This is a genomic window from Bacillus pseudomycoides DSM 12442 (assembly GCF_000161455.1).
GTDB lineage: Bacteria > Bacillota > Bacilli > Bacillales > Bacillaceae_G > Bacillus_A > Bacillus_A pseudomycoides.
The window spans coordinates 1,932,686-1,955,982 of the sequence record NZ_CM000745.1; the positions used below are offsets into that span (position 1 = coordinate 1,932,686).

A 23,297-nucleotide genomic window follows, 5' to 3' on the forward strand; every position below is an offset into this window, starting at 1 on the left:
TGATGAAAAAAGCCTAATTTCTCTACAATAAATTGAGAAATTAGGCTTTTTAATAGGAAAAGTAGGATACATATTAACAGAATGCACTCATAAATGGGAATATGATATAAGACCATAAGGTTTTCCTACTATTTATTTATTGTGAAATGAGGGTTTTCGAGTTGTTTTTGATCAATGTTTATTTCAAAGCTACATTTACACCTGTTGAATTTTTAAAATATTGTTTCTGTATATCTAAATTAACAATTTTTAAGTGGAGAAGAAAAGATAAATATTTAATGTTACAACTTTAAATGAATACGAGTATAAATGTATAGATGTACATTTATACTCAAGGTGGAATTAGAAATTCTATATGAGTAACAGTAATAAATGTAATCATTAGAATAGGATCTCAGTAACGATAATAATTGTTTCAAAAGGAAGAACTATGTACGTTATTATGGAGTATATAAGCTTTTATAGTAACGATGATAGTTGTCTCTGGACAGCTATTTACGTACAGTAAAACTCCGAAGAAATAAGAAGTTAGGTGGGAGATAAACTACCCGTAAAAGCCAAATTGATGAAGGCTAATAATCGGAGGGAATGAAGGAAACCTCCACTGATTATTAGCCTTCACTTTATATTATTTACAATATATCCAAAAAAGATAGAGATATATTGTAAAATTAGTATTAAGCTTTACAAGTGAAAGAGGTCAAAAAGAAGATCATAAAACTGAAAATTAAGAAATTTTCAAATGGAAAATGGGGGATTTTAATGAGAAAAATGATATTATATAGCGATCAAATACAAGAAGATAGAAAATTGGATTATGAGCTTTTAAGGTTATTAAATAAAGAAAACCCTTCAATAGCATATCTTCGATCATCTTCAGATGAAACAGGAAAGTATTTTAATAATGTAGTTAAATATTATAGAGATTTAGGAATTAGCAAAGTAGAATATTTTGATTTAGATAAAGAATATGATGAAAGAAAGGTTAATAACATATTTAATTATGATGCAATACATCTTTCAGGTGGAAATACATTTCGCTTTTTAAATTCCCTACGAAAAAGAAATTTATTACATTCATTAAAATCTTATGTGGAAAATGGTGGGGTTTTAATTGGTGTTAGTGCAGGTAGTATAATATCTACTAAAAGTATTGATACAGCTCAATTTGTAGACGAGGATATTATAGGACTAGAGGATAGAAGCTCTTTAGGTTTTGTAGATTTTGATTTTATGCCTCATTGGAGTGAGGAGCAAAGTGAAAAATATTTAGAATTATTAAAGGATTATTCCAGGCTGAAAAATAGGACAATTTATGCTTGTAAAGATGGTGATGGGATAGTTATTGATGGAGAAGATATTAAATTGATTGGAAATGTTATAAAAATCTAATTTGGCTTCAATTTATCAAATACATTTTGTCTAAATGAGCTGAACAGATGTCTAGATACATTAAGAACTTATGGACATGAAAAAGTGTTTTTATATCTAGAAAATATTTTTATCATTTGCTCAAAGTAGGGAACGAAATCAGCAATTTCAATATAAACAGAAGGAGGTAGCTCAATTGAAAGAGTATGATTGGGATAATAAGTTGGAGTATTTGAGAAATACAAGGGATCTATATTATAACGATGATTATCTAAGTTTTTTGGTGAATTCAGTTTGGAAAATCTCTAAACCAGTTCATATTGTTGACTATGGTTGTGGATATGGTTATTTAGGTCTGAAACTATTACCTCTGTTACCAATAGGGTCTAGATATACAGGAATTGATAAGGGGAAGAAACTAATTAATAAAGCAAGAGAGTTATTCCGCATTCTTCCATATGAAGCAGACTTTCTTGAGGCAGATGTTACTGAAATTAAATTAGAAAGTAAGTATGATATAGCAGTATGTCATGCTTTTTTATTACATATGAACGATCCAAAGACAATGTTACAAAAAATGATAGACTCGGTCGTTGATGAAGGTAATATCATATGCTTTGAACCACATTGGATTTCGAATATGTCTTCGTATAGTCTTAACAATCTAGAGCAATCAGAAATTGTTCAGATTGGTGTTCTTCAAAAATTATTTGAAAAAGATGCAAAACGAAATGGTAAAGATGGAAACATCGGTATTAAATTACCAACATATCTAAGTGAGCTAGGGGTAGAAAATATTGAATGTAGAGTTAGTGATAAGATTAATTTTCTTAATGTTAATGAGGATCAAAGAGATAAACAGCAATTGTATCAATCACTCAAGGAAGAGGGAATCGGTAATACTCCTGCTGAAAAAGAAGAATTCATTGAACGTTTAATAAATCGAGGGCTGATATACAATGAAGCGATGGTGCAGTACGAAGCAGAATTACAATTTTCTAAAGCATTCACTATAGATTCTTCTCTAGTATATGCTCCAAGTATGAAAATTACTTTTGGCATAGTGAAAAGCAAGTAATGTAAATAAAGAAATGAGTTAGGACTTCTAAGGCTGTATACATGTTAGAAGTCTTATTTTTTAGTTTGATAGTATTTTCTAAAAGAAAATATGTCAAAATCGTGTACGAATGAAAATAGATTCGATATTAATTTTGAAAACCTCGCTTAAATCACCTATTTCCTATGGAAAAACAGAGATAGTCTTGTTATGATAACAAGCATAGTCCTTTTTTATAACTAGAATAGATAGAATTGTGAGAAAAGTCCGAGAAAAGGACGCGCACAAGGGAGGAACAACATGAAGCGTGTTGCTTGGTTTACTGATAGTACAACTGCAAACTTTACAACAAGTGCAGATAATTTTGTTATACCGATTGAAATTGTTATTAATGGAACGGCTTACAAAGACTGTGAAGAAGGTGTTCGTGAACGTGTCTACGATGCATTAAAACAGGGTATAACTGTAACTACGTCACAACCTAATTTTGGAGATATGGTTGCACTCTTCTCTAAATGTAAAGAAGAATATGAAGAGGGATTTGCAATCACAATTAGTGGGAAAGTAAGTGGCACTTATCAAAATATGATACTTGCAGCAGAAATGGCAGGATTTCCTCTAGTTGTAATAGATAGTGAAACAACGAGTTATCCAATGGATGAAATTTTAACAAAAGCGCAAACGTTATACCGTAAGGGTATGACTTTACAAGATATACAAAAGACAATACAACATGTGGAACGTAGTCCTTATTATGTATTTCCAAAGGATTTGAAAGGTCTATATGCAAGTGGACGTGTGAAAGGTGTACAATTTATACTAGGCAGTCTATTAAGTGTAAACCTAATTCTAGAAGTAAAACATGGCGAACTTGTGTTGGAGAAGAAAGTTCGTAAAATACAAAAATGTAAAGAATATATGCGAAGCGAACTTGAAAAAGAAATGCCGAAAGTAGTCCATGTTTTCCATGCGAATGATGAAGAAGGGGCAGAAGAATGGATTGCTGATTTCAGAGCAGTATTTCCTGAAATGAAGTTTTTAATTTACCCACTTCCTATATCTTTTGCTGTTCATGCAGGTGCTGGAACAATTGCGATTAGCTTTTTGAAAGGGGAAACCCGTGAATAATTCACGGGTTTTTTTGATGTGCCAGTTCTTATTTTTTTATGTTGATGGAAATAATTTAGAGAATGAGAGATGAAGTGTTTTAGTAATAAGTAAGTGATTAACCATTAAAATAAATTAACGTGATAAGATTTCCAACATACGATATATGCTGGAGGTCGTATTTTATTCATAGTAATAACCTAATGTCATTTTTTCATTTTCCACAAAAACAAGCACAGATAACATAAAAGAAGAACACTAAATATGTAGAAAGCATTTGTAAATCCAAATAAATCTGATAAACTTCCGCTAAGCATCGGTCCGAAAAACATACCAATTGAGTAGGCTGTATTATAGATTGCAAAAAGTATTCCATATGCATGAACTCCGTTTTTGTCTGCGAGATATGTAAGTTCTGGTAAAGCAGGTGCTAGTAAAAGGCTAAAACTAATTCCAAGGATAGCAAGTACAAATATTTCCAGGGCGGTATGAGAAACAATCACTGTAAATGGGAAACATAAAGCAGCCAAAGCTATGCCTACTGCCATCGTTTGTTTTCTGCCAATTTTAGTTGAAAGTGTGCCAATGATTGGTGCGGTAAATCCATATGCGAGAGTTGGAACGGCAAATAGGAGTCCGATTGTCCCAGGGCTAAGGTGTAAGGTGTCTTGTAAGTAGAGTGGAAGAGTTGGCTCTAAAGCGCTAGGTAAGGCCGATCCTAGAATAATAATACCGATCATAATAAATAGGGAACGCATATTCAAGATAGATCGATAGCTAATTCGTTGGTTTGAGCTGGATTTTGGTTCATTATGAAGTAATGTTATTCGTAATATACCATCAATGAGTGCAATACTGGCAGCGATAATAAAGGGAAGATGATACCCTCCCCATTGATAAAGTGCCCCGCCGATTGTTGGACCAAGGAGCATCCCAGCTGCTTGTCCCGATAAAGCGAGACCCATGGCCTTTCCGCGTTCTTGCAGAGGGAACACATCTGCTAGAAGTGCTAATCCAGCTGTCCATGTTGCTGCTGCAGATATACCTTGTAGCATTCTTGCGAGCACGAGCAACCAGAAACTATTTGCAAGTCCGAATAATAGAGTCGCTGCTGCAAGTCCAAATAAGCCTAGAATCATAGGGAGGCGTCTTCCAACCTTATCGGAAACCACTCCCAAAATGGGAGTAGCAAGAAGTAAAGTAATAGCGTAACTACCGAATAAAAAGCCAATCTCTGTTTGGGAAGCACCTAGTGTTTCTGCGTACCGTGGTAAGATTGGGACAATCATTCCGTAGATGAGCATATCCGTAAAGACAGCTACTGCTACAACCCATAACGAAGCTTTTTGCACGCGAGACATTTTTAACCTAGCTTCCATCATTTTTCCTCCGTGTTCTTCTTATTTTCTAATCGAGATAACATTTTTTCCATTTTTTCAATGAAACGTAGCTGTATTTCACATTGTTCATAAATATTTTCAAAAATCAGGCTCACATGCTCTGGAATGTCTATCATTTTTTCTTTAATAGATTGTCCAGCTTTCATATTCTCGTACATTTCTATAATTTTCTTTTTTTGATCTTGTAAGGCGGATGAAATGTGTTCAAGAGAAACAGTATTTGTATCGAAAAAAGTAAGTGCTGTATATAACTCTGTTGGGAATACGACTGAAGATTGCTGGAATGACTGAAGCATGAGTGTATAGAATTCATCTTTTCCAGCAGGTGTAACACTATAAATTGCTTTGGAACGATTGCCCGTTTTTTCAACGGCATCAAGCTCTACTAATCCTTCTTTATCCATTTTTTTTAAAGCATGATAAATCGAAGCGGGAAAAACACCTGCCCAAGTGTCTGTTTGTGCTGATTGCATAGCTTGTTGTAATTCGTATCCAGACATAGGACCGTATTGCATGAGTAAACCTAGCACCATTAAACGTGTCATATGTATCCTCCGTTCAAATAGAAAATATAGAATACTAAACATTTAGTATTTGTTTATAATATATGTGGAAATATTTGTTTTGTCAATAAAAGGATGGGAATTGTTATGTCCCGTTATTTCAGGAAATAAGACCCACCCCAAAATTCAGCGAAAGTAAAGAAGTTTAGATGGGATACAAACACCGTATAAAATTTTGATTTATAAGTGGTGATTAACTTAATAAAATAAATTTTATTTCACCAAATTAAACAAAATACATGAAAAAATAGTTATTTTTATTCTTTTTAAACTATAATTTAAATAATATTTTCTATTATCGAAGATTATATAAGATTTTAATTGAATACATGATATAAGCTGTGTAGAATCTAAGCAAGCGGATAAGAATACTGCTTACTGATGCGCAAGAAAAATAATTACTAGAGGTGAATGCATGTTAGAATTTAGGCGATTAGAGATGTGTTTGAAGGAGAAACGATTTGTAGATGGATTACAGGATGTAAATAACGAAATTGCACATATAAAAGAAACCAATACGTTCTCCTATGTGAAGGAATGGCTTTCTTTGATTTCAGGGCATGAGGAATTTGATACGCTAATCCGTCTTACAGATGAAGGGCTTATGCATCAATATAGTGCCTTCCTAATTCGCTATTCATATAAAAAATTTCCAAATATGAGAACGCTCTCTTTATATTGTGATGAGCTAATTGATGACCGAAAAGTACTTGATGCTGAAAAGTTATTAAAAGACGCTTTGGACGATATAAAGGCAGAACAAATAGATTCTGATATTTTATCAAAAGCCTACTTTACATTAGTAAGATGCCTTTTAGAAATGAAACGAAATGAAGAAGCATTCCAATATATGAAAAAAGCTGAGAGTTATAGTACACGTCCAGTCTTTGATAAATGGGGCTATTTTTATATACAAATAGGAGAATGGGAGAAAGCGGAGCACTCACTTTTAGCGGGGATGGAACATAAGGAAAATGAAGAACTAGCGGTTTATTTATTATCACAGCTATATGCATATAAAGGTGAACAGAAACGAGCATTGCAATTGATTAATGATGCGATAGATCAGTTTCCGCAAGTACCGTATTTTTATTTCGAAAAGGTGAAACATTTACTAGATTTACAGTGTTATGAGGAAATGTTAACTGTAATAGATAAGATCGATCAGATATTACCGTACCATTCGTATAAAGCTTATTTTACACATTTACGTGCAGAAGCGTTGTATAAAATGAATAAGAACGAGGAGTTACTTGCTCTATTAAAAACGGAAGTATGTTTGAAGGAGTCACTATATCATAATATAGAAAAATACCCGAATGGGAAAAAAGTAAGATTGCCATTAGTACCAATCGTACAAAAAGATAATTATTGTGTTCCAGCGAGCTTGGAGATGATGCTTCGCTTATGGGGAGAAAGTCGTACACAAGATGAAGTCGCAAATCATATATTTGATGTAACAGGATCAAAATTTTCAGATACGGTTACTTATTTAGAAGAATTGGGCTATGTTTGTCGTTATTTCAAGGGGAACGAAAAGAACTATAAAGCATTACTCGATCAAAATATTCCTGTTTTATTAAGTATAGATATTGAACATGCATCCCATGTTCAAGTTCTTTCTGGATATGATGATCAGTTACAATCTTTTTTTGTTCAAGATCCTAATTTCTTGGAACCGCTTTTTGTTGAATATGAGAAGTTACAGGAAAGATATCGCTACACCGATGGTTTATCTATCGTATTTGTTCCTAAGGAGAAAAAGGAACAATTGTCATTTTTAGTAGAAGAGGAAGATGTATACTTCCGAAAGCTATTCTCTCTGACGGATCATTTAGAAGAGCAGGATAAAAAAGGGATTGAAAAACTCGTATCATTTTTACAAGAGACAAATGAAAATCCATACACGTGGTTATACACAATCAAACATATGGATGTTGAAGTGAATCAAGAGTTTATTCTTTTTTGTGCTGAAAGGTTAATGGAAAGATATCCGGATTCAGATTTTGTTAAGCTACATAGTGCACAATGCTTTATCCGTATTCAAGATCTGGAGCGGGCTAGTGATGTCTTGCAAAGTATTGAGAAAAAGAATAATCAAGCATTGTATCATTTTATACATGGCCGTTATTCTTTAGAGAAAGAAGAGTATGAGGAAGCAATTTCTAGCTTCCGCTCATCGTTACAATTAGATGCGGATCAGCCAATCGCATGGAGTTTTCTGGCATTATCATATATGTATATAGATCAGTCTGAACAGGGCTTGCAAATGTCGCAAATTGCATTGCAACGTCATCCAGATAGGTTTATTCTTGTGAATCATGGTTTAGTTTTAATAGATTTAGAGCGTTATGAGGAAGCATATGAAGTATTTAATGATTTATTGAAAGAATATAAGTATGAAGCACATATATGGTATGAAAGAGCCAAATGTGCGCATCAAATGGAGAAATTGCATTTAGCAATCAAAGGACTTCGCATCGCCATTCAATTAGACAAAACGGTACCATATCCATATGTAAAACTCTCAGAAATATATGAATCAGATCTAGAAGATAAGAAGAGTGCAGAAGCAATTTTATCGCAGGGTATCGAAAATTGCGAAGAATCATCATCATTATATACTCGATTAGGGGATTTGTATTTTCAAAATGATGAATTTGAAGAAGCTGAAAAAATATATAAACGTTCTTTAGAAGGAAATGATGGAGACATTTATTCTCATTTTGGTTTAGTTCAAATTTATATGGCAAAAGAACAGTATAATGATGCAAAGCATTATATTTTCAGCATGGAAAAGAAATTTGAACAAAATGATGAGTTTCTAATGAATGCAGGAATGGTATTGTGGGACGCTGAAATGGAATTAGGGGCTAATGAAGAACAATTAAAGATAGCGTTGTCAAAGTTAGAAAATGGCATCCGATGTTTGAAAAATAATACAGCGAATGTTTTAGAAGAATATGTAAATAGAGTTGAAGGGACACCATTTGTACAACGTGGGATAGCATTTTTAAGAAAACTAGAAAAAGAAAGAGCGGATATTACCGAGTATGGCTGTTATGCTGGTATTTTATATGAATCTCTTGGACAATACGATCAAGCAATGAAACGATACCATCAAGCAATAAAGCATAGACCGAGTACTCTTCCGTATTTTCGTATTGGTGAATCCCTTATGGTATTAGGGGAATTGGAAGACGCAAAAAGAGCATATGAATCTTGCTTAGAAATAGATGCAAACTTTATAGGAGTACATTTGAAGTTAGCGGAAATATACGAAAAAGAAGAAAACCGTTTAAAAGAACAACATCATATGCTTCAGGCAATGATCCAAGAACCGATGATTGTAAATATGGAGTATTTGGCAGAGCTTTCAGTAGAAAATTCTCTTCATAAAGAGCTTCTATCTGAGTTAGAGAAATTGGCTGGCAGAGTGAATGAAATGTGGCGTTTAGACGCTCTTGCATATGTATATGGCGCCATGAAAGATGTAGATAAAGAACAAGAACTAATGGAAGAAGCTTTGCAAATGGATGAAGAACATGTGGAAGTACGATATCATTATGCAAAAGTACTTGTTAAAAAGCGAAATCCGGAAGCAATTACATTTGTTACAAATTTAATAAAGCAAGATATTGAAAATGAACGTGTATTTGAAGTGTATGTTCAAGCGATGGAACAAAGGCGGAAATTATCTCAAATACGAGATTCTCTTCATTTGCTGCCAATTAAGAAAAAAGAAAGAAGTACTGCATTTATGTACGCTGCATCTGCACTTGCTGAGAGACTGAGTAAGCAACAACAAAATGAAGAGCCAAAGAAATCAATCCTTACAAGAGCATTTTATCGAATGAAAAACCGTGCGAAAGAAATTTCCCTTATTACAATTGTTATTGATTTATTTGAAATTTCCTTAAAATTTAATGCTAAAAATAGTATGGCAGCGCAGCGTTTAGCGATATTTTATGAAAATGGGAATATGATTACAGAAGCGATAGATGTATTACAAACATCTTTAGAAAACATTTGGAATACTAGCGCGGCACGGCAACTTGTAAATCTTCTCATCGAACATGGTGATGAAAATGAAGAGATGTTAAGAGATGCTCTTGAAATAATAAAGCAGATGTGTAAAGAAGAGCCAAATGATTATGACATGCTCTTGTTACATTCAAATGTTTTGTTCATGTTAGGGGAAGGAAAACAGGCAGAAAAGATCTGTTTACAATTAATCGAAAGAATGCCTTTTGTGAGCCATGCATTCCTTGCTCTAGCGGAAATATATCAAAGTGAAGAAAGATTTGAAGAGTCTATTGCAATGCTGGAAGAGGGAGTACTGCACCATCCGCAAGATCATGCAATGTTTCTCGCTTTAGCAGCGTCTTATCATCAGATTGGAAAAACAGAAAGGGCAGAAGAACTAACAAATCATATACTATCTTTTGATTCTTCAGATTTATTAGTTCGATACAACAGAGCATACTATTTAGCTGTTTTAAATCGAAATGCTGAAGCGAAAGCAGAACTTGAAACGGTTCTTCATGAGGATGAAACTGGATTTTTTGCAGAGCTTGCAGAAGAAGATGAAGAGTTAGAGGAAGTGTGGGAAACAATAAAGTAATAGCAACTGTTCATGATGTATAAAATTCGAGAACTAGGACGAAAATGAAAATATATTTTTGAATTGATTGACAATTGTCTGTTTCATGGAATAAAATAACTTTTAATAAAAGTATACAAATCTGAAGACGAGAAAGAGTAAAATAGTGTACTGTTCCCCAGAGAGCCGGCGCCTTGCTGAAAGCCGGTGTACAGACTTTATTTGAAAATCATCTCCGAGGAGCCGTGGCTGAATAAAGTAAGCTCGGACGGATGTCTACCGTTACAAAGAACGCGTATGTTAGTACGTTGCTAAGTGCTATTAGTTAAGATGCTAATAGAATTAGGGTGGTAACGCGGGTAAACCCGTCCCTATTTATAGGGACGGGTTTTTTGTGTGCTTTTACAAATTTTCAAAGGAGTGATTGTAAATGGAGAAGGTAAATGTAAAAGAATCAGCTGTAGGGAGAGAAACACGAATTCGCAAGCAGTGGAATAAGCAGAATATCTTTGAACAATCCATTCGAAATCGTGAAGGTGCACAATCTTTCGTTTTTTATGAGGGGCCACCAACTGCAAATGGACTGCCACACGTGGGGCATGCGCTCGGACGGACGATTAAAGATTTAGTAGCGAGATATAAAACAATGACTGGATATAAAGTACTTCGAAAAGCTGGATGGGATACACACGGATTACCGGTAGAATTGGGAGTTGAAAAACAGCTTGGTATTTCTGGTAAACATGAGATTGAAGAGTACGGAATTGTACCATTTATTCAAAAATGTAAAGAAAGTGTATTTACGTATGAGAAGCAGTGGCGTGAATTTACTGAGAGCATTGGATATTGGGTCGATATGGAAGCCCCGTACGTAACTTTGGAAAATCCTTATATCGAGAGTGTATGGCATATTCTTGGGACTATTCATGAAAAAGGGCTGCTATATAAAGGACATCGAGTTTCGCCATACTGTCCAAGTTGTCAAACATCACTTAGTTCACATGAAGTAGCGCAAGGATATAAAACAGTAAAAGATTTAAGTGCAACGGTAAAGTTTAAAGTATTGCATAGTCAAAATGAATACTTTCTTGGATGGACAACAACGCCATGGACTCTTCCAGCCAATGTAGCACTTGCTGTACATCCAGATATGGAGTATGTGAAAGCACAGCAAGCTGATTCGGTTTATATTGTTGCAAAAGAGCTGGCAAGCAATGTATTAAAAGAAGATTATCAAGTATTGTCTACCCATAAAGGAGAAGAATTAGTAGGTACTTCATATGCAGCACCATTTCCTATGGATGAAGTTACGAATGGCTATCGTGTTATTTCGGCAGACTTTGTTACGGGAGATAGTGGTACGGGGCTTGTTCATATCGCACCAGCGTATGGAGAAGATGATTATAAAGTTGTACAGAATCAAGGATTATCATTCCTTCATGTTGTGGATGAACAAGGTAAGTATACGGAAGCTGTTCCATTTTTACAAGGGAAGTTTGTGAAAGAATGTGATGTTGATATTGTTCGTTACTTAGCGCAGGAAGGATTGTTATACTCTAAAGAAAAATATGAACATAGTTATCCGCATTGCTGGCGCTGTGATTCACCACTCTTGTATTATGCTGGAGAAAGCTGGTTCATTCGGACAACTGAGATCAGAGAGACATTCTTAAAGAATAATGATGCAGTCACATGGTATCCAGATCATATGAAACATGGGCGATTTGGAAAGTTTTTAGAGAATATGGTGGACTGGAATATTAGCCGAAAACGATACTGGGGAACACCGTTAAACGTATGGGAATGCAAAAACTGTGATCATCAATTTGCACCGAAGAGCATCGATGAATTAAGAAAACATAGCGTAGGGCATACAGCAGAAAATTTAGAACTGCATAAACCGTATGTAGATGAAGTGAAGGTATGCTGTGAAAAATGTGGTAGTTCGATGACTCGTACGCCAGAAGTAATCGACGTTTGGTTTGATAGCGGTTCGATGCCATTTGCACAGTATCATTATCCGTTTGAAAATAAAGAGCTTTTTGAGGAACAATTTCCAGCTGATGTAATCGCTGAAGGTGTCGATCAAACGCGTGGTTGGTTTTATAGTTTATTAGCAGTAGCGGCTTTATATACCGGAAAAGTACCATATAAACGTGTATTATCTCTTGGGCATGTGTTAGATGAACAAGGACAGAAAATGTCTAAAAGTAAAGGGAATGCATTAGATCCAGTAGAATTAGTCGAGAAATTTGGTGCAGATGCATTAAGATGGGCACTTCTTGTTGATAGTGCACCTTGGAATGCAAAGCGTTTTTCTGAAAGAACTGTGCAAGAGGCGAAGTCAAAACTAGTAGATACACTTGTGAATGTATATAGCTTCTATGTTTTATATACAAACTTAGATAAATACAATCCAAAAGAAAAGTATGAGGTCAAGCGGACGAAATTAGATGAGTGGGTATTATCACGTCTTCATAGTACAGTGAAACAAGTAAGAAATGCATTAGACGAGTATCAATTTACAAATGCAGCGCGTGAAATTGCGGTTCTTGTAGATGAGGTTAGTAACTGGTATGTAAGACGTTCGCGCAATCGTTTTTGGGAGTCTGGCATGAATCCTGAAAAGGCAGCTGCATATGAAACGCTTCATGAAGTGCTTGTTACGCTTAGTAAATTACTTGCTCCGTTTACTCCATTTGTCGCGGAAGATATTCATCTTAACTTAGAAGGAAATAGTGTTCATTTAACAGATTATCCAACAGCGGATGAAAAGCTTATTCAAACCAAGTTAGAGCAAGAAATGAATGCCGTTTTACAAGTTGTTGAGATGGGACGTAGCAACCGAAATCAGCATGGATTAAAAGTGAAGCAACCATTAGCAGAGCTTGTATTACTTGAGCACCATGAGCAGAAAGTGGACTGGGAATCCTATCGTGATATTGTTATGGATGAACTGAACGTAAAAGCATTTCATGTAGAATTAGATGAAACACAGTATACATCGTACCAATTAAAGCTCGATTTTAAGACTGCAGGACCGAAGTTCGGGAAGAACGTTAACGCTGTAAATCAATGGCTAAAACAATTATCGCAAGAAGAAGTACAAAACTTTGTTTCGACTGAAAAAGCATTGTGTAAGCTTGTATCTAGGGAAGAAGTTGTTGTAACGCTTGAAGATGTATTAGTAGAACAAGTACCCAAAGTAGGGTTTTCTAATACTACAAATGGACAATATACGGTAATGTTAGATACGAATGTGACAGATGAACTATTACAAGAAGGAGTGGCGCGAGAATTTATTCGAGCTGTTCAAGAGTATCGAAAACAATTGAATTTACCAGTTAATTTACGAGTAGATGTTATTTTGGATACAGAGGATGAATTACAAAACACTCTAACAAAGCATAAAGATTTATTAGAAGAAAATTTATTAGTAAAACAATTTACGTTTAAAGCATTGTCACAAGAAGAGGATGAAATTTCTTTAGGTGAGAAAAAGGTTCGTATTAAACTGAGTCCAGCTAGCTAAATGAAAAATAGGATATAGATGGAAAGTTCGAATTTTTTATAAAAGTAACTTGAGAATGGAGCGTAAAAAATTACAAGAATCCCTGCGGAATGTCGGGCAGGGATTCAGGGGTAAAGAGGGTTATTTGTATTTGTCGAAACATGTCGTTTTCAACAAGTTAATATTACCACCAATTTTCAGAAACTCATCATGTTAAATGTGTCTGAATTGTATATAAACTGTGTATAAATTTAAACAAAAATGCTATTTTACCTTATAAAACAAAAGTATGATAATCCTTATAAATAATTGCTGAATGATAAACTTACAAAAATGCTTTTAAAAGTTCTTGAACTAATGGAAGTACTCCACCTACAAATTTCAAAACTGCCATTGCGATTTCCATATTATTTCCTCCTCTTTCTTGTAAGATGTGTTAAATGTTTATACCATTATTATAGAAAGTACTTATAACAATATAAATACATTTCAATATGTAATATTTCAAATTATTTATATTTTATATTGTTATAATAGAAAGGGTAAATTCTACAGCATTTTTCGATGAACTGAATAACTAAAGAACATGAAAGTTTCCCTACTTAAAAAGGAAGAGAATTATAAAAATTCTCTTCCTTTTTTATGTGTACATAAACATTGCTTATCTATCTGAAAGTACATGTATACTATACGATTAGTGGCTCTGGTACAAATATGTTGCGCCCTTAAATAATTCATACAGATACGTAATCAAGTGTTCGTAAAGGTATAAGCCTACATAAAATAGAAATACTATCGTTGTGTATGGTAAGTATTTCATTATACAGGAGAGATGTTGTATGACTACTAATAAACGAAATGATTCAGAAAAGGAATTTGAACCTTCAATAATTAACTTAAATGATGAGTTAAATATAATTGATAATGGGGTTACAGAGAGAGTAGACGCTTATCAAAATTTGCAAGCTGAAGATACAGTTACACTTTTTTGGGGAGATGAATGGAATATAGAAGAAGCTGAGAAGAAAAAGATGGATTGTAATCGACCAAATGACGTTAAACAATATTAATTAACATCATGGAACATCTGTCAGTCAATCATACAGAAGCGATTTTAGGAACGTTATGAATAAAGAAACTGATGATTTCCTCAGACAAAAACAAAGCATCTCATTACTATTGAGATGCTTATTCAAATCAAGCATGAATTAACTATTATTATTTAAAAGAAATACAACAATTTATTTGATCTTTCAAAGTTAGAAAGTGGACAAGGAGCTTTTCATCCAAGTTTAACACATGCGGACAGAGCTCTGTTAAGAGGTATTAGAAGCTCATTCGGTCTTATTAACGGACAAACGTATCGAGTTAAAAGTGTAAGTCTCCAATACATTATCTCAACTTTGGATTATGCCATGTAAAATAGTATGTGTTATCAGTAATTTATTACATAATGTTATACAGTATTCCCCTATATATGGAAAAATAGAGTGATAAATTAATAACTTATCCAGTGATTTTTCTCATAATCCACTCTATAGGTCCTCTAGAAAATTTATTTCTCCATAAAATACTAAATAATATACTAAAAATGAAGAAACAAATGGCAAATATTAATACGAAAGATAAAGATTGATTTTCAAGTCTGTGTAAAAGGATCAATGTTCCGATGCCTAAAATGACGTGACTTACATAATGAGTTAAAGTTAATTGTCCGGTTTTAACGATGGCCCCAATAAACCAATTTTTTTCATACCTCTCAGTAATAAATAAGCAAAGAATCAAGATTATTAAAGCAGATCCGGTGGCAGATAAGATGTATAAAATGTTTGGTAAAATAGGTCCTGTATTAAATAAAAAGGTAGAGGATTCTTTTCCGATATAGGGGATGAAAAAATGAGTCAATACTTTTGACAACAATTCAGCAGTTGTTGAAATGATTAGGCTGATTATTAATAGTTTTTTTCTAATTTTATTATTATGAAGATCCATTCGTCCAATCAGCATACCAACTAAGAAGAACGAGAACCATGGGAAAATAGGGTGGTAGCCGTTAAAGAATAAATTACGGAGGAATCCTTTTACTGACCAGAAATCTATATAGTTTATAAAAGGAATGGGGCCTCCCCAGCCTTCAAAGGCATTAAAGGTTAATTGGAGGTATTGTGCAATGAGTAAAATGAGTATCGATAACCAAAGCAATATCTTTTTATTTATTGTAATGAAGAAGGCTGCAATAAAGAGATACACGCCGTAGTAGTGTAATATATCACCTGCCCAGTCGATTGTGTACAACAATAAGCCTAATACAAATAAGAACAACGATCGCTTCCAAATCATTTTTCGACTAGCCATAATTTTAATTGGATTACTACTAGGAACGGATGATTTAGTCATAAGGGAGATTCCTATACCTGCAAGTATGACAAATAGAGCAGAAGCGCGACCCTCAAATAGTGACATAAAGGCTATTAACCATGGAGGGCCATTACCTTCAGCCCCGGTTATAACCATGAAATTAACAATTAGCATTCCAAACATAGCCCATGCTCTAGCAAAATCTAATCCAATAATTCTTCTTTTAATTTCCATGGGAAACACGTCCTTTAAATATGCTATGCACAGCTTCAATCCATATTTGTTTATAATCCATGTTTGTATCAAACATCATGAAATTCCCGATATTATCAAGCACCAATGCGAGCATATGAGCTTTGGCTGTCAGGTTATCATCCTCAATAAGTTGCAATGAATTTGCTTTAGTAAGAAGTGCTTCAAATCCCTTTAAATATTCTCTTTGTATGGAAAGGAGCCGTTCATTATAATTGTTATTTCTAGATGCAAGTAACAAGTATTCTTGTAGGACACGGTTAAAATAAGGATCTTTATCTTGTTCATCGATTATGTTTAAACCAATTTCAATACATTTTTCAATAAAATTGTTTTTTGTAAATTCATCAGTCTTAAAGAAGGTTGAAAATTGAACTGCCTGACATAGCTCATCAAATAAGCCTTCGATTAACGCATCTTTAGATTTGAAGTAATAATAAATAGATGGTTTTGCGATTCCGACTTCCTCGGCAATCATTGTGTATGTGGTCTTAGCGATTCCGTGCTCTGCGAATAAACGATAGCTTGCCTCGATTATTGCAGAAAGGGTTTCCTCACTTTTACTCATAATTGAGCCTCCTAACATGTAAGATCATATTCAGAATAGCATGCATTAAAACAATTTTCAACCTATCGTTAGGTAAAAAAATAGCCCGTTTTTTTATTGCCACCATATGAGTTACGATTGGTAAATGTCTAATTAAAAACAAACATTTCTGCTTAATATCCATAGCGAATAATATCTTTCGAAAGTATTTATCATTTTGATACACAAATATTGAGAAAATATTACTTTCTGTATTAATATAAAAAAGATAAAGGTAATATAATTGATCTTATAGAATTACTCGTACATTCAAAATTTATTAAGAGAGTGGAGAGTGATTCTAATGTTCAAAAAAAGGATGGTAGCAATTGCTACAGCAATACCGTTAGTGTTAGGTACAGTATCGGTTGTTTCAGCGGTAGAAGAGAAACAAGTTAAGATAGACAGGTATTCTCCTCAGGAAAAAGCAGCCGAATATTTAAAAGCGAATGCCGCGCAATATTCATTAAAGACAGATCTATCAGACTTACAGTATATTTCAACTACTGATACACAGGTAGCTTCATATGTTAGATTTCAACAAGTAGTAAATGGTTCCCCTGTATTTTCAAAACAAATAACCGTGACTCTTAATGGAAAAGGACAAGGGGTACTTGCTGTTTCTGATTATCAGCCTGTTCAAAATGTGAAAGAAATAAAGCAAAAAATTAGTGAAAAAGATGCAGAGCAAAAATCAAAGGTATATGTTGGTGGAGAAAGTGAACAAAATTTATGGGCTCCAACAATGAAAGAATTCGGGTATATCATTGAAGAGGGAGTTGCCATTCCTGTATACCGAGTTGTAGTTCACTCCAATCAACCATTTGGTGCATGGGAAACATTCATTGACGCTGAAAATGGAAAACTACTAAAAAAGGTAGATATAAATCGTAAAGCGGAGGGAACAGGGAAAGTGTTTTTGCCGAATCCTGTCGTAACAAGTGGTAGTGTAACTGGATTAAAGGATAATAATGATGCAGATTCAGCAGCATTAAATAATCAATTAAAAACAGTTACTTTAAAAGGCTTAAATGGAACAGGCTTTTTAGTTGGAGATTATGTCACAATTTCTTCAAAGGCAAAAACAAAATCTTCAACTCTTCAATTTAATTACACACGTTCAAATGATAGTTTTGAAGATGTAATGGCATATTATCATATCGATACTTTACAACGTTATATCCAGCAAATAGGATTTAAGAACATTAACAATCGCTCTATTAAAGTAAATGTGAACGGAACGAGAGATGATAATTCTTTCTATTCCCCGTCAACAAAAGATTTAACATTTGGAACTGGTGGAGTAGATGATGCTGAAGATGCAGGAATCATCGCACATGAATATGGGCATTCGATTCAAGATAATCAAGTTCCGGGCTTTGGTAGTTCTCCAGAAGGTGGGGCGATGGGAGAGGGATTTGGAGATTTCTTAGGTGCAACTTATGAAGATGCTACATCAACTACAGGATATGGAAAAGCATGTGTAGGAGAATGGGATGCGACTTCTTATTCAAGTTCAAATCCAACATGTTTGCGTCGATTAGATAATAATAAGGTGTACCCAAGAGATGTGCAAAATGAAGTACATGCAGACGGAGAAATTTGGTCCCAAGGAGAGTATGAAATGGCACAATCCTTTGGCCGTGATGTAGCCACAAAAATCATTTTACAATCGCACTGGTCATTAACGCCAAATGCTAAATTCCGTGATGGGGCAAAAGCGATTAAACAAGCAGATGCTCTTCTATATGGTGGACAACACGCGGCGGAAATTGATCGGATTTGGACGGCAAGAGGAATTAGTACAAATTAAGAATATGAATGAATAATAAAGAAACCCTGGCATAACACCGATTATGCCGGGGTTTCTTTATTATTTGTATTTACTATCAAAAATTACCTATCCAGTCATCTAGGAGTTTTCCAGATTTATTGATTTACTGACGCAAAGGCTGTCTGAGAGAAAGTAGGTACAATTTGATTTAATACTACATCTAATGATTGACCATGGGCTAGCAAGAGTTCATCAAGGAAGCGCTGTCCTTCAGTAGATGAAGTGAGAATGGTAGTTACTAGCTGTGGATCAAATATAGTATGTGGTGAGATTGCTAATGAGTTTACTGCCCAATACATTCCGTATAATTTGAAATCACGCTCGGTTGTGGCATATTTAAGAAATAAATCCATATATTTTTGGCCAAAAGAAATCCCTTTCAATTGCTGTGAACTCACATATTCGACACCTTTCCACTGCAAATCAGTAGCACAATTGAGCCACCAAGCTGGTTCGATTACATCTTGCATTTTTTTGAGAACTCTTTGTTCGAAATGAGGGATAGGGTTATGTTGTTGTTCTTGCAAGCAAGACTCGAGTACTTCTACTTCAATTGCAGCAACGGTCATTCCTTGACCGAAAATTGGATCGTAAATACAGAATGCGTCTCCCAAGACTAACAATCCAGAGGGCCATCGATCCATTTGTTCAAAGTGATGACGAAACAGTTCTGGAACACGATAACTCCGAGGAGAGGATATTGGTTCAAACTCGTGCAAAATTTCGCCAATTATCGGACTTGGGAGCTGGGAAATAGCCTGCTCAAACTCTTCGGCATTTGTAGGAGGATAATGTCCACCAGGACGATAGATTAGCACTTCGGCTATATTATTTTCAATAAAGGAAAAGACGCCTGTAAAAGTTTCTTTAGTTGGCTGCCCTGCAATAGTGATTGTGTCCCATTTTTCTGTGAGATGTAGTAGGTGGGAGGGAACCTTATAGCGGCGAGTACTATATCCAAGGGAGACTTTCAAGCGATCTGAATCTGGCACATCATAACCCTGATCTTGAAGCCAATTTACGAGTTTAGAGGAACGACCACTAGCATCAACTATCAAATCAGCATTTAGTGTTCGTACTTGTTCAGATTTTCCGCGTTCTGAGACTTGGACTCCTGTAACAGTTGTTTGACCAACCGTCATTAATAAACCAATTACGTTATGATTTGTGAGAAAACTAATATTAGAAATTTTTTGTACTTGTTTACGAAGTGTCCATTCAAGCAAAGCTCTACTGAATTTGACATCATTCCGTGGATATTGCATTTCTATCGTGCCATATTGATTCATGTTATGGATGGTTTTATTTAGTACTGAGGGTGCACCTTGTGCTGCTAAATCATTTTCATAGCCTGGAAAGAGTCGTTCTGTAATTAATTTACCACGCTGGGTAAAACGATGTGGATGGAAGGCTTGTGGAGTACCAGGACGGTTGTCAGGTCTTTCTGGAAAAGTATCTTTATCGACTATAAGCACTTCTTTATAGTAGGTAGAAAGTACTCTTGCAGTTAGTAACCCTCCAATACCACCCCCAATGATAATTGCTCGTTCTGTTTTTCCTGTTGTTAGTGCATAGTTGGTATGAGTCATAATTTTCAACCTCCATTTATCAGGTGAATTTTAATCAGTATTTTTCATTCCACACTGGTTATTAGCGATTGACTGAGGTTTTTCCTGCTTGCTAAATTGAATATTCTGCATTAAGGTCATTTAATGGAGCCACGCTAGGAAGTTGAAAGGTAGTTAGAGTTTTTAAAGGGAAAAAGAATGATACAAAAAAGCGTCATTCTTTCCTAATATTTTTTAGAAAGACCAACGCAATTTTCCATTTAATATATTTGTTTTATAAGTTTGAAGATACAGATATGATTATTGCAAGAAATCTTTTCTAATCTTGTAGAAGAATTTTATTTTTGAGATTCCTTAAAAACAAAATGCTCTTTAAACTTTCTTCCCTCAACTTTTTGACCATTTCGCATTGCACGGAAAGGATGTTCTTGCCATGTAATCATGACATCTACCTCGTTTGTTTTTACGGAAACAGGAAAATTTGCATGTTCAAACCCTGTTTTCCCACTTGCTAATCGAGCTTCTTTTAAAGAAAAGAGTTCATATTTTGTTTCCGTGTTTGGTTCATTTCGGAATACTTCCACTTGTACGTTATATACTTCATCTTTTCCAATGTTTTGTACTGAGAAGTGATACGTGTGAAAAACATCTTTTTTAGGTTGTAACATGTTTTTGTCTGTTTTCTTTACTTCGTCAATATGTACTTTCCATTGTTTTGAATTCTGTGAGATGGGTAATGATTGTGGGGAATAGGCGTATGCTTGATTTGTCATTATCATGCATAATAGTAAGAGTAAGAAACTTATAATTTTTCTCATGTATAGACCTCCAGAAGAAATTTACTAATAATATGCCTAGGAAAACAAATTGTTATGTAATGAAATAGTTTCTTTCTGAGTGGGAGGGGAAGTCATGATGCAAAAGAACTTGAAGAAGTGGCAAATCAAACTGATGTTGTTTTAGTGAAAGATTCGAGAGGAATGACATTAGAAGAAATTGTTTCAGAATGAATTTGAAATTAAAATCAGAAAATAATGAAAAAACACCTTGCATTTTCTCTTTTAAAGGAATAGAATACTCTGTAAATATAAAAAGTGGTGAACAGGAAAAGTACATGATGTAAGGGTCTCCAGAGAGCAATCAACTGCTGAAAAGATTGCGATACCGCATGATGGAAAGACATCTGTGAGCGTTGCTTTGAACGTGAAGGTTAGTAAAAGCAAATGGTACCTACCGTTATCAGGTTTAAGATGGTCAGTATGACAATTTGGGTGGTACCGCGGAAAAATCCGTCCCTATTTATAGGGGCGGATTTTTGTATTCTTTGAAAGGAGGTGAGTGGCCGTGGATGATGATGATGATAACAATAATGTAAATAAATATGAAAATATAGGAGGAAACAATAATGGATCAATCAATGAAGCGGTCACTCGTTCGTGAATGTAAAACATGTAGTAAAAAGGTGGTTTTACTACAAGGTTGGGTGAAAAAAATTCGGCATTTGGGGAATATCAGTTTTTTATTATTACGTGACCGAACAGGTGTTATTCAATGCGTGTTAGAAAAAGAATTAGCGGGATATAAAGTAGACGTAGAAAGTGTTGTTCAAATTATTGGCGAACTTGTGGAAACCACAAAAACAGAATTAGGTGTGGAACTGCTTGTAGAAGAAGTAAAAGTGTTAAATACTGCTGAGCCACTTCCTTTTGAAGTGAATAAAAGAAAGCTGCAAGTTGGTTTAGATCAAATGTTGAATGAGCGCGTCATATCGATTCGGCATGAACGGATACAAGCCATTTTTACGATTCAATCTACGCTCGTACAGGCATTTAGTGAATTTTTAATAGAGAACGATTTCACACGTATATTTACGCCGAAAATCGTTTCTCAAGGAGCAGAAGGGGGAGCGAATGTTTTTAAACTCCCTTATTTTCAGAAAGAGGCATATTTAGCTCAATCTCCTCAGTTTTATAAACAGATGATGGTAGCAGGTGGTTTTGAACTTGTTTTTGAAATTGCTCCTGTTTATCGAGCTGAGCATCATAACTCTTCTCGTCATTTGAATGAATATATATCATTAGATGTAGAGATGGGTTTTATTGAAGACTTTTATGAAGTGATGGCATTAGAGGCAGATGTTTTACGTTATATGTTTGAACAAGTAGGACAGAAATGTGAAAAAGAATTAGTGCTCTTGCAAGTTACGGTTCCTATAATTACAGAAATTCCAAAGATTACACTTGCAGAGGCGCAGAGCATTTTAAAAACAAAGTACCGAAAAGAATCACCAGCAGGCGACTTAGATACAGAAGGGGAAAAACTAGTTGGAAAATATGTGAAGGAAACATACGGTAGTGATTTTGTCTTTATCACACATTATCCGAAAGAAGCGAGACCGATGTACACGATGCCGAATAAAGAAAATCAAGCTGTTACGGATTCTTTTGACTTATTATATAAAGGATTAGAGATTACATCAGGTGCGCAGCGAATTCATGAGTATCGTATGTTACTTGCTTCTTTTAAAGAAAAAGGGTTACAGCCAGAAAACTTCGAGTCTTATATTAATACATTCCGATATGGATGTCCGCCTCATGGTGGTTTTGGGATTGGGTTAGAAAGGCTTGTATATAAGTTTTTAGAACTATCAAATGTGAGAGAAGCGAGTGCATTTCCGAGAGATTGTACGCGTCTCGTGCCATAAAGAAAAAGAATCTTCGCGCTTGTTGCGAAGATTCTTTTTTAGTGATAGAAATTTGTACAGTTAAGTTTCTTTCTTTCGACAAAAAAATAAATAACTTACTTGACAGTCATAAATATAACCGATATAATTCGTAGTAATTTCAAAAGAAATTATATTCAGAATATTAGAGTGCGTTGAATAGGAGTAGTAAGGTCATGTGTTTGTACAGAGAGCTATGGGTTGGTGTGACATAGTCAAATGACATCCTGAACTCGCCTAGGAGCAGTAAGGTGGAACAGAAGTCTAATTCTTAGTAAATCTTAACGGTTAACCTTCGATAACAGGTTTGTAATCAAACGATTACTGCTAAGGTGGATTCATAATGGAATCAATAAGGGTGGTAC

14 protein-coding genes, 2 pseudogenes and 3 other annotated features (1 of these 19 cut by a window edge) are annotated in these 23,297 nt (G+C 34.7%); of the genes and pseudogenes, 9 read left to right on the top strand and 7 right to left on the bottom strand.

Annotation, left to right across the window (positions count from 1 at the left end):
- The first annotated feature begins 762 nt into the window (after nt 1-762).
- The 3 genes from BPMYX0001_RS09645 to BPMYX0001_RS09655 all read left to right on the top strand — a co-directional run bounded on the left by BPMYX0001_RS09645 (nt 763) and on the right by BPMYX0001_RS09655 (nt 3,556).
- On the top strand, nt 763-1,392 hold the full coding sequence (locus BPMYX0001_RS09645; RefSeq protein WP_026008632.1) for a Type 1 glutamine amidotransferase-like domain-containing protein: 630 nt from the start codon (nt 763-765) through the stop codon (nt 1,390-1,392).
- Between the two features lie 175 nt (nt 1,393-1,567).
- Nucleotides 1,568-2,449 carry a methyltransferase domain-containing protein gene (locus BPMYX0001_RS09650; protein WP_006094702.1) on the top strand — a complete coding sequence of 294 codons (882 nt, stop codon included), beginning with the start codon at nt 1,568-1,570 and terminating at the stop codon, nt 2,447-2,449.
- A 279-nt stretch (nt 2,450-2,728) separates the two neighbouring features.
- Entirely contained in the window at nt 2,729-3,556 is an 828-nt protein-coding gene (locus BPMYX0001_RS09655; protein WP_006094703.1) for a DegV family protein, read from the top strand.
- A gap of 185 nt (nt 3,557-3,741) precedes the next feature.
- Here BPMYX0001_RS09655 and BPMYX0001_RS09660 read toward each other — a convergent pair whose 3' ends face one another.
- Together BPMYX0001_RS09660 and BPMYX0001_RS09665 are read right to left on the bottom strand one after the other, a co-directional pair.
- The gene (locus tag BPMYX0001_RS09660; protein WP_003197306.1) at nt 3,742-4,914 is read right to left on the bottom strand and encodes an MFS transporter; all 1,173 of its coding nucleotides are present in this window, start codon (nt 4,912-4,914) and stop codon (nt 3,742-3,744) included.
- The gene (locus tag BPMYX0001_RS09665; RefSeq protein ID WP_003197308.1) at nt 4,914-5,480 is read right to left on the bottom strand and encodes a PadR family transcriptional regulator; all 567 of its coding nucleotides are present in this window, start codon (nt 5,478-5,480) and stop codon (nt 4,914-4,916) included. The genes BPMYX0001_RS09660 and BPMYX0001_RS09665 overlap by 1 nt, the downstream gene beginning before the upstream one ends.
- A gap of 433 nt (nt 5,481-5,913) precedes the next feature.
- On the opposite strand from BPMYX0001_RS09665, the gene BPMYX0001_RS09670 reads away from it, so the two are divergent.
- Both BPMYX0001_RS09670 and ileS read left to right on the top strand, forming a co-directional pair.
- Complete coding sequence (locus tag BPMYX0001_RS09670; protein WP_033798840.1) at nt 5,914-10,122, top strand: bacteriocin-processing peptidase family protein; 4,209 nt, start codon at nt 5,914-5,916, stop codon at nt 10,120-10,122.
- Between the two features lie 115 nt (nt 10,123-10,237).
- Nucleotides 10,238-10,477 (top strand) — a binding site (T-box leader).
- Nucleotides 10,478-10,531: 54 nt separating this feature from the next.
- The gene (ileS, locus tag BPMYX0001_RS09675; RefSeq protein WP_006094705.1) at nt 10,532-13,633 is read left to right on the top strand and encodes an isoleucine--tRNA ligase; all 3,102 of its coding nucleotides are present in this window, start codon (nt 10,532-10,534) and stop codon (nt 13,631-13,633) included.
- A 304-nt stretch (nt 13,634-13,937) separates the two neighbouring features.
- Here ileS and BPMYX0001_RS34705 read toward each other — a convergent pair.
- Nucleotides 13,938-14,120: pseudogene (locus BPMYX0001_RS34705) on the bottom strand (hypothetical protein).
- Between the two features lie 331 nt (nt 14,121-14,451).
- Between BPMYX0001_RS34705 and BPMYX0001_RS09685 the strand changes: the two are divergent.
- Both BPMYX0001_RS09685 and BPMYX0001_RS33925 read left to right on the top strand, forming a co-directional pair.
- Nucleotides 14,452-14,682, top strand: coding sequence for a hypothetical protein (locus BPMYX0001_RS09685; protein ID WP_006094706.1), 231 nt, complete (start codon nt 14,452-14,454; stop codon nt 14,680-14,682).
- 165 nt (nt 14,683-14,847) lie between these two features.
- A pseudogene (locus BPMYX0001_RS33925) lies at nt 14,848-15,103 on the top strand (histidine kinase); the annotation flags it as partial.
- A gap of 15 nt (nt 15,104-15,118) precedes the next feature.
- On the opposite strand, the gene BPMYX0001_RS09690 reads toward BPMYX0001_RS33925, so the two are convergent.
- Complete coding sequence (locus BPMYX0001_RS09690; RefSeq protein ID WP_033798841.1) at nt 15,119-16,204, bottom strand: DUF418 domain-containing protein; 1,086 nt, start codon at nt 16,202-16,204, stop codon at nt 15,119-15,121.
- Nucleotides 16,194-16,790: a TetR/AcrR family transcriptional regulator gene (locus tag BPMYX0001_RS09695; protein ID WP_018766453.1), complete on the bottom strand. Its 597-nt coding sequence runs from the start codon at nt 16,788-16,790 to the stop codon at nt 16,194-16,196. Before BPMYX0001_RS09695 ends, BPMYX0001_RS09690 begins: the two co-directional genes overlap by 11 nt.
- Nucleotides 16,791-17,112: 322 nt before the next feature.
- On the opposite strand from BPMYX0001_RS09695, the gene BPMYX0001_RS09700 reads away from it, so the two are divergent.
- Nucleotides 17,113-18,621 (top strand): M36 family metallopeptidase, encoded by a 1,509-nt coding sequence (locus BPMYX0001_RS09700; RefSeq protein WP_033798842.1) that lies wholly within the window; start codon nt 17,113-17,115, stop codon nt 18,619-18,621.
- Between the two features lie 116 nt (nt 18,622-18,737).
- Here the strand turns inward: BPMYX0001_RS09700 and BPMYX0001_RS09705 are convergent, their stop codons facing one another.
- Together BPMYX0001_RS09705 and BPMYX0001_RS09710 are read right to left on the bottom strand one after the other, a co-directional pair.
- Nucleotides 18,738-20,231 carry an NAD(P)/FAD-dependent oxidoreductase gene (locus BPMYX0001_RS09705; protein WP_006094710.1) on the bottom strand — a complete coding sequence of 498 codons (1,494 nt, stop codon included), beginning with the start codon at nt 20,229-20,231 and terminating at the stop codon, nt 18,738-18,740.
- Between the two features lie 317 nt (nt 20,232-20,548).
- Nucleotides 20,549-21,028, bottom strand: coding sequence for a hypothetical protein (locus tag BPMYX0001_RS09710; RefSeq protein ID WP_018782117.1), 480 nt, complete (start codon nt 21,026-21,028; stop codon nt 20,549-20,551).
- Nucleotides 21,029-21,298: 270 nt separating this feature from the next.
- Nucleotides 21,299-21,510: a binding site (T-box leader), on the top strand.
- 105 nt (nt 21,511-21,615) lie between these two features.
- Here BPMYX0001_RS09710 and aspS point away from each other — a divergent pair.
- Nucleotides 21,616-22,914 (top strand): aspartate--tRNA(Asn) ligase, encoded by a 1,299-nt coding sequence (gene aspS, locus BPMYX0001_RS09715; RefSeq protein ID WP_006094713.1) that lies wholly within the window; start codon nt 21,616-21,618, stop codon nt 22,912-22,914.
- A gap of 164 nt (nt 22,915-23,078) precedes the next feature.
- Nucleotides 23,079-23,297, top strand: a binding site (T-box leader); it runs 31 nt beyond the window's last position.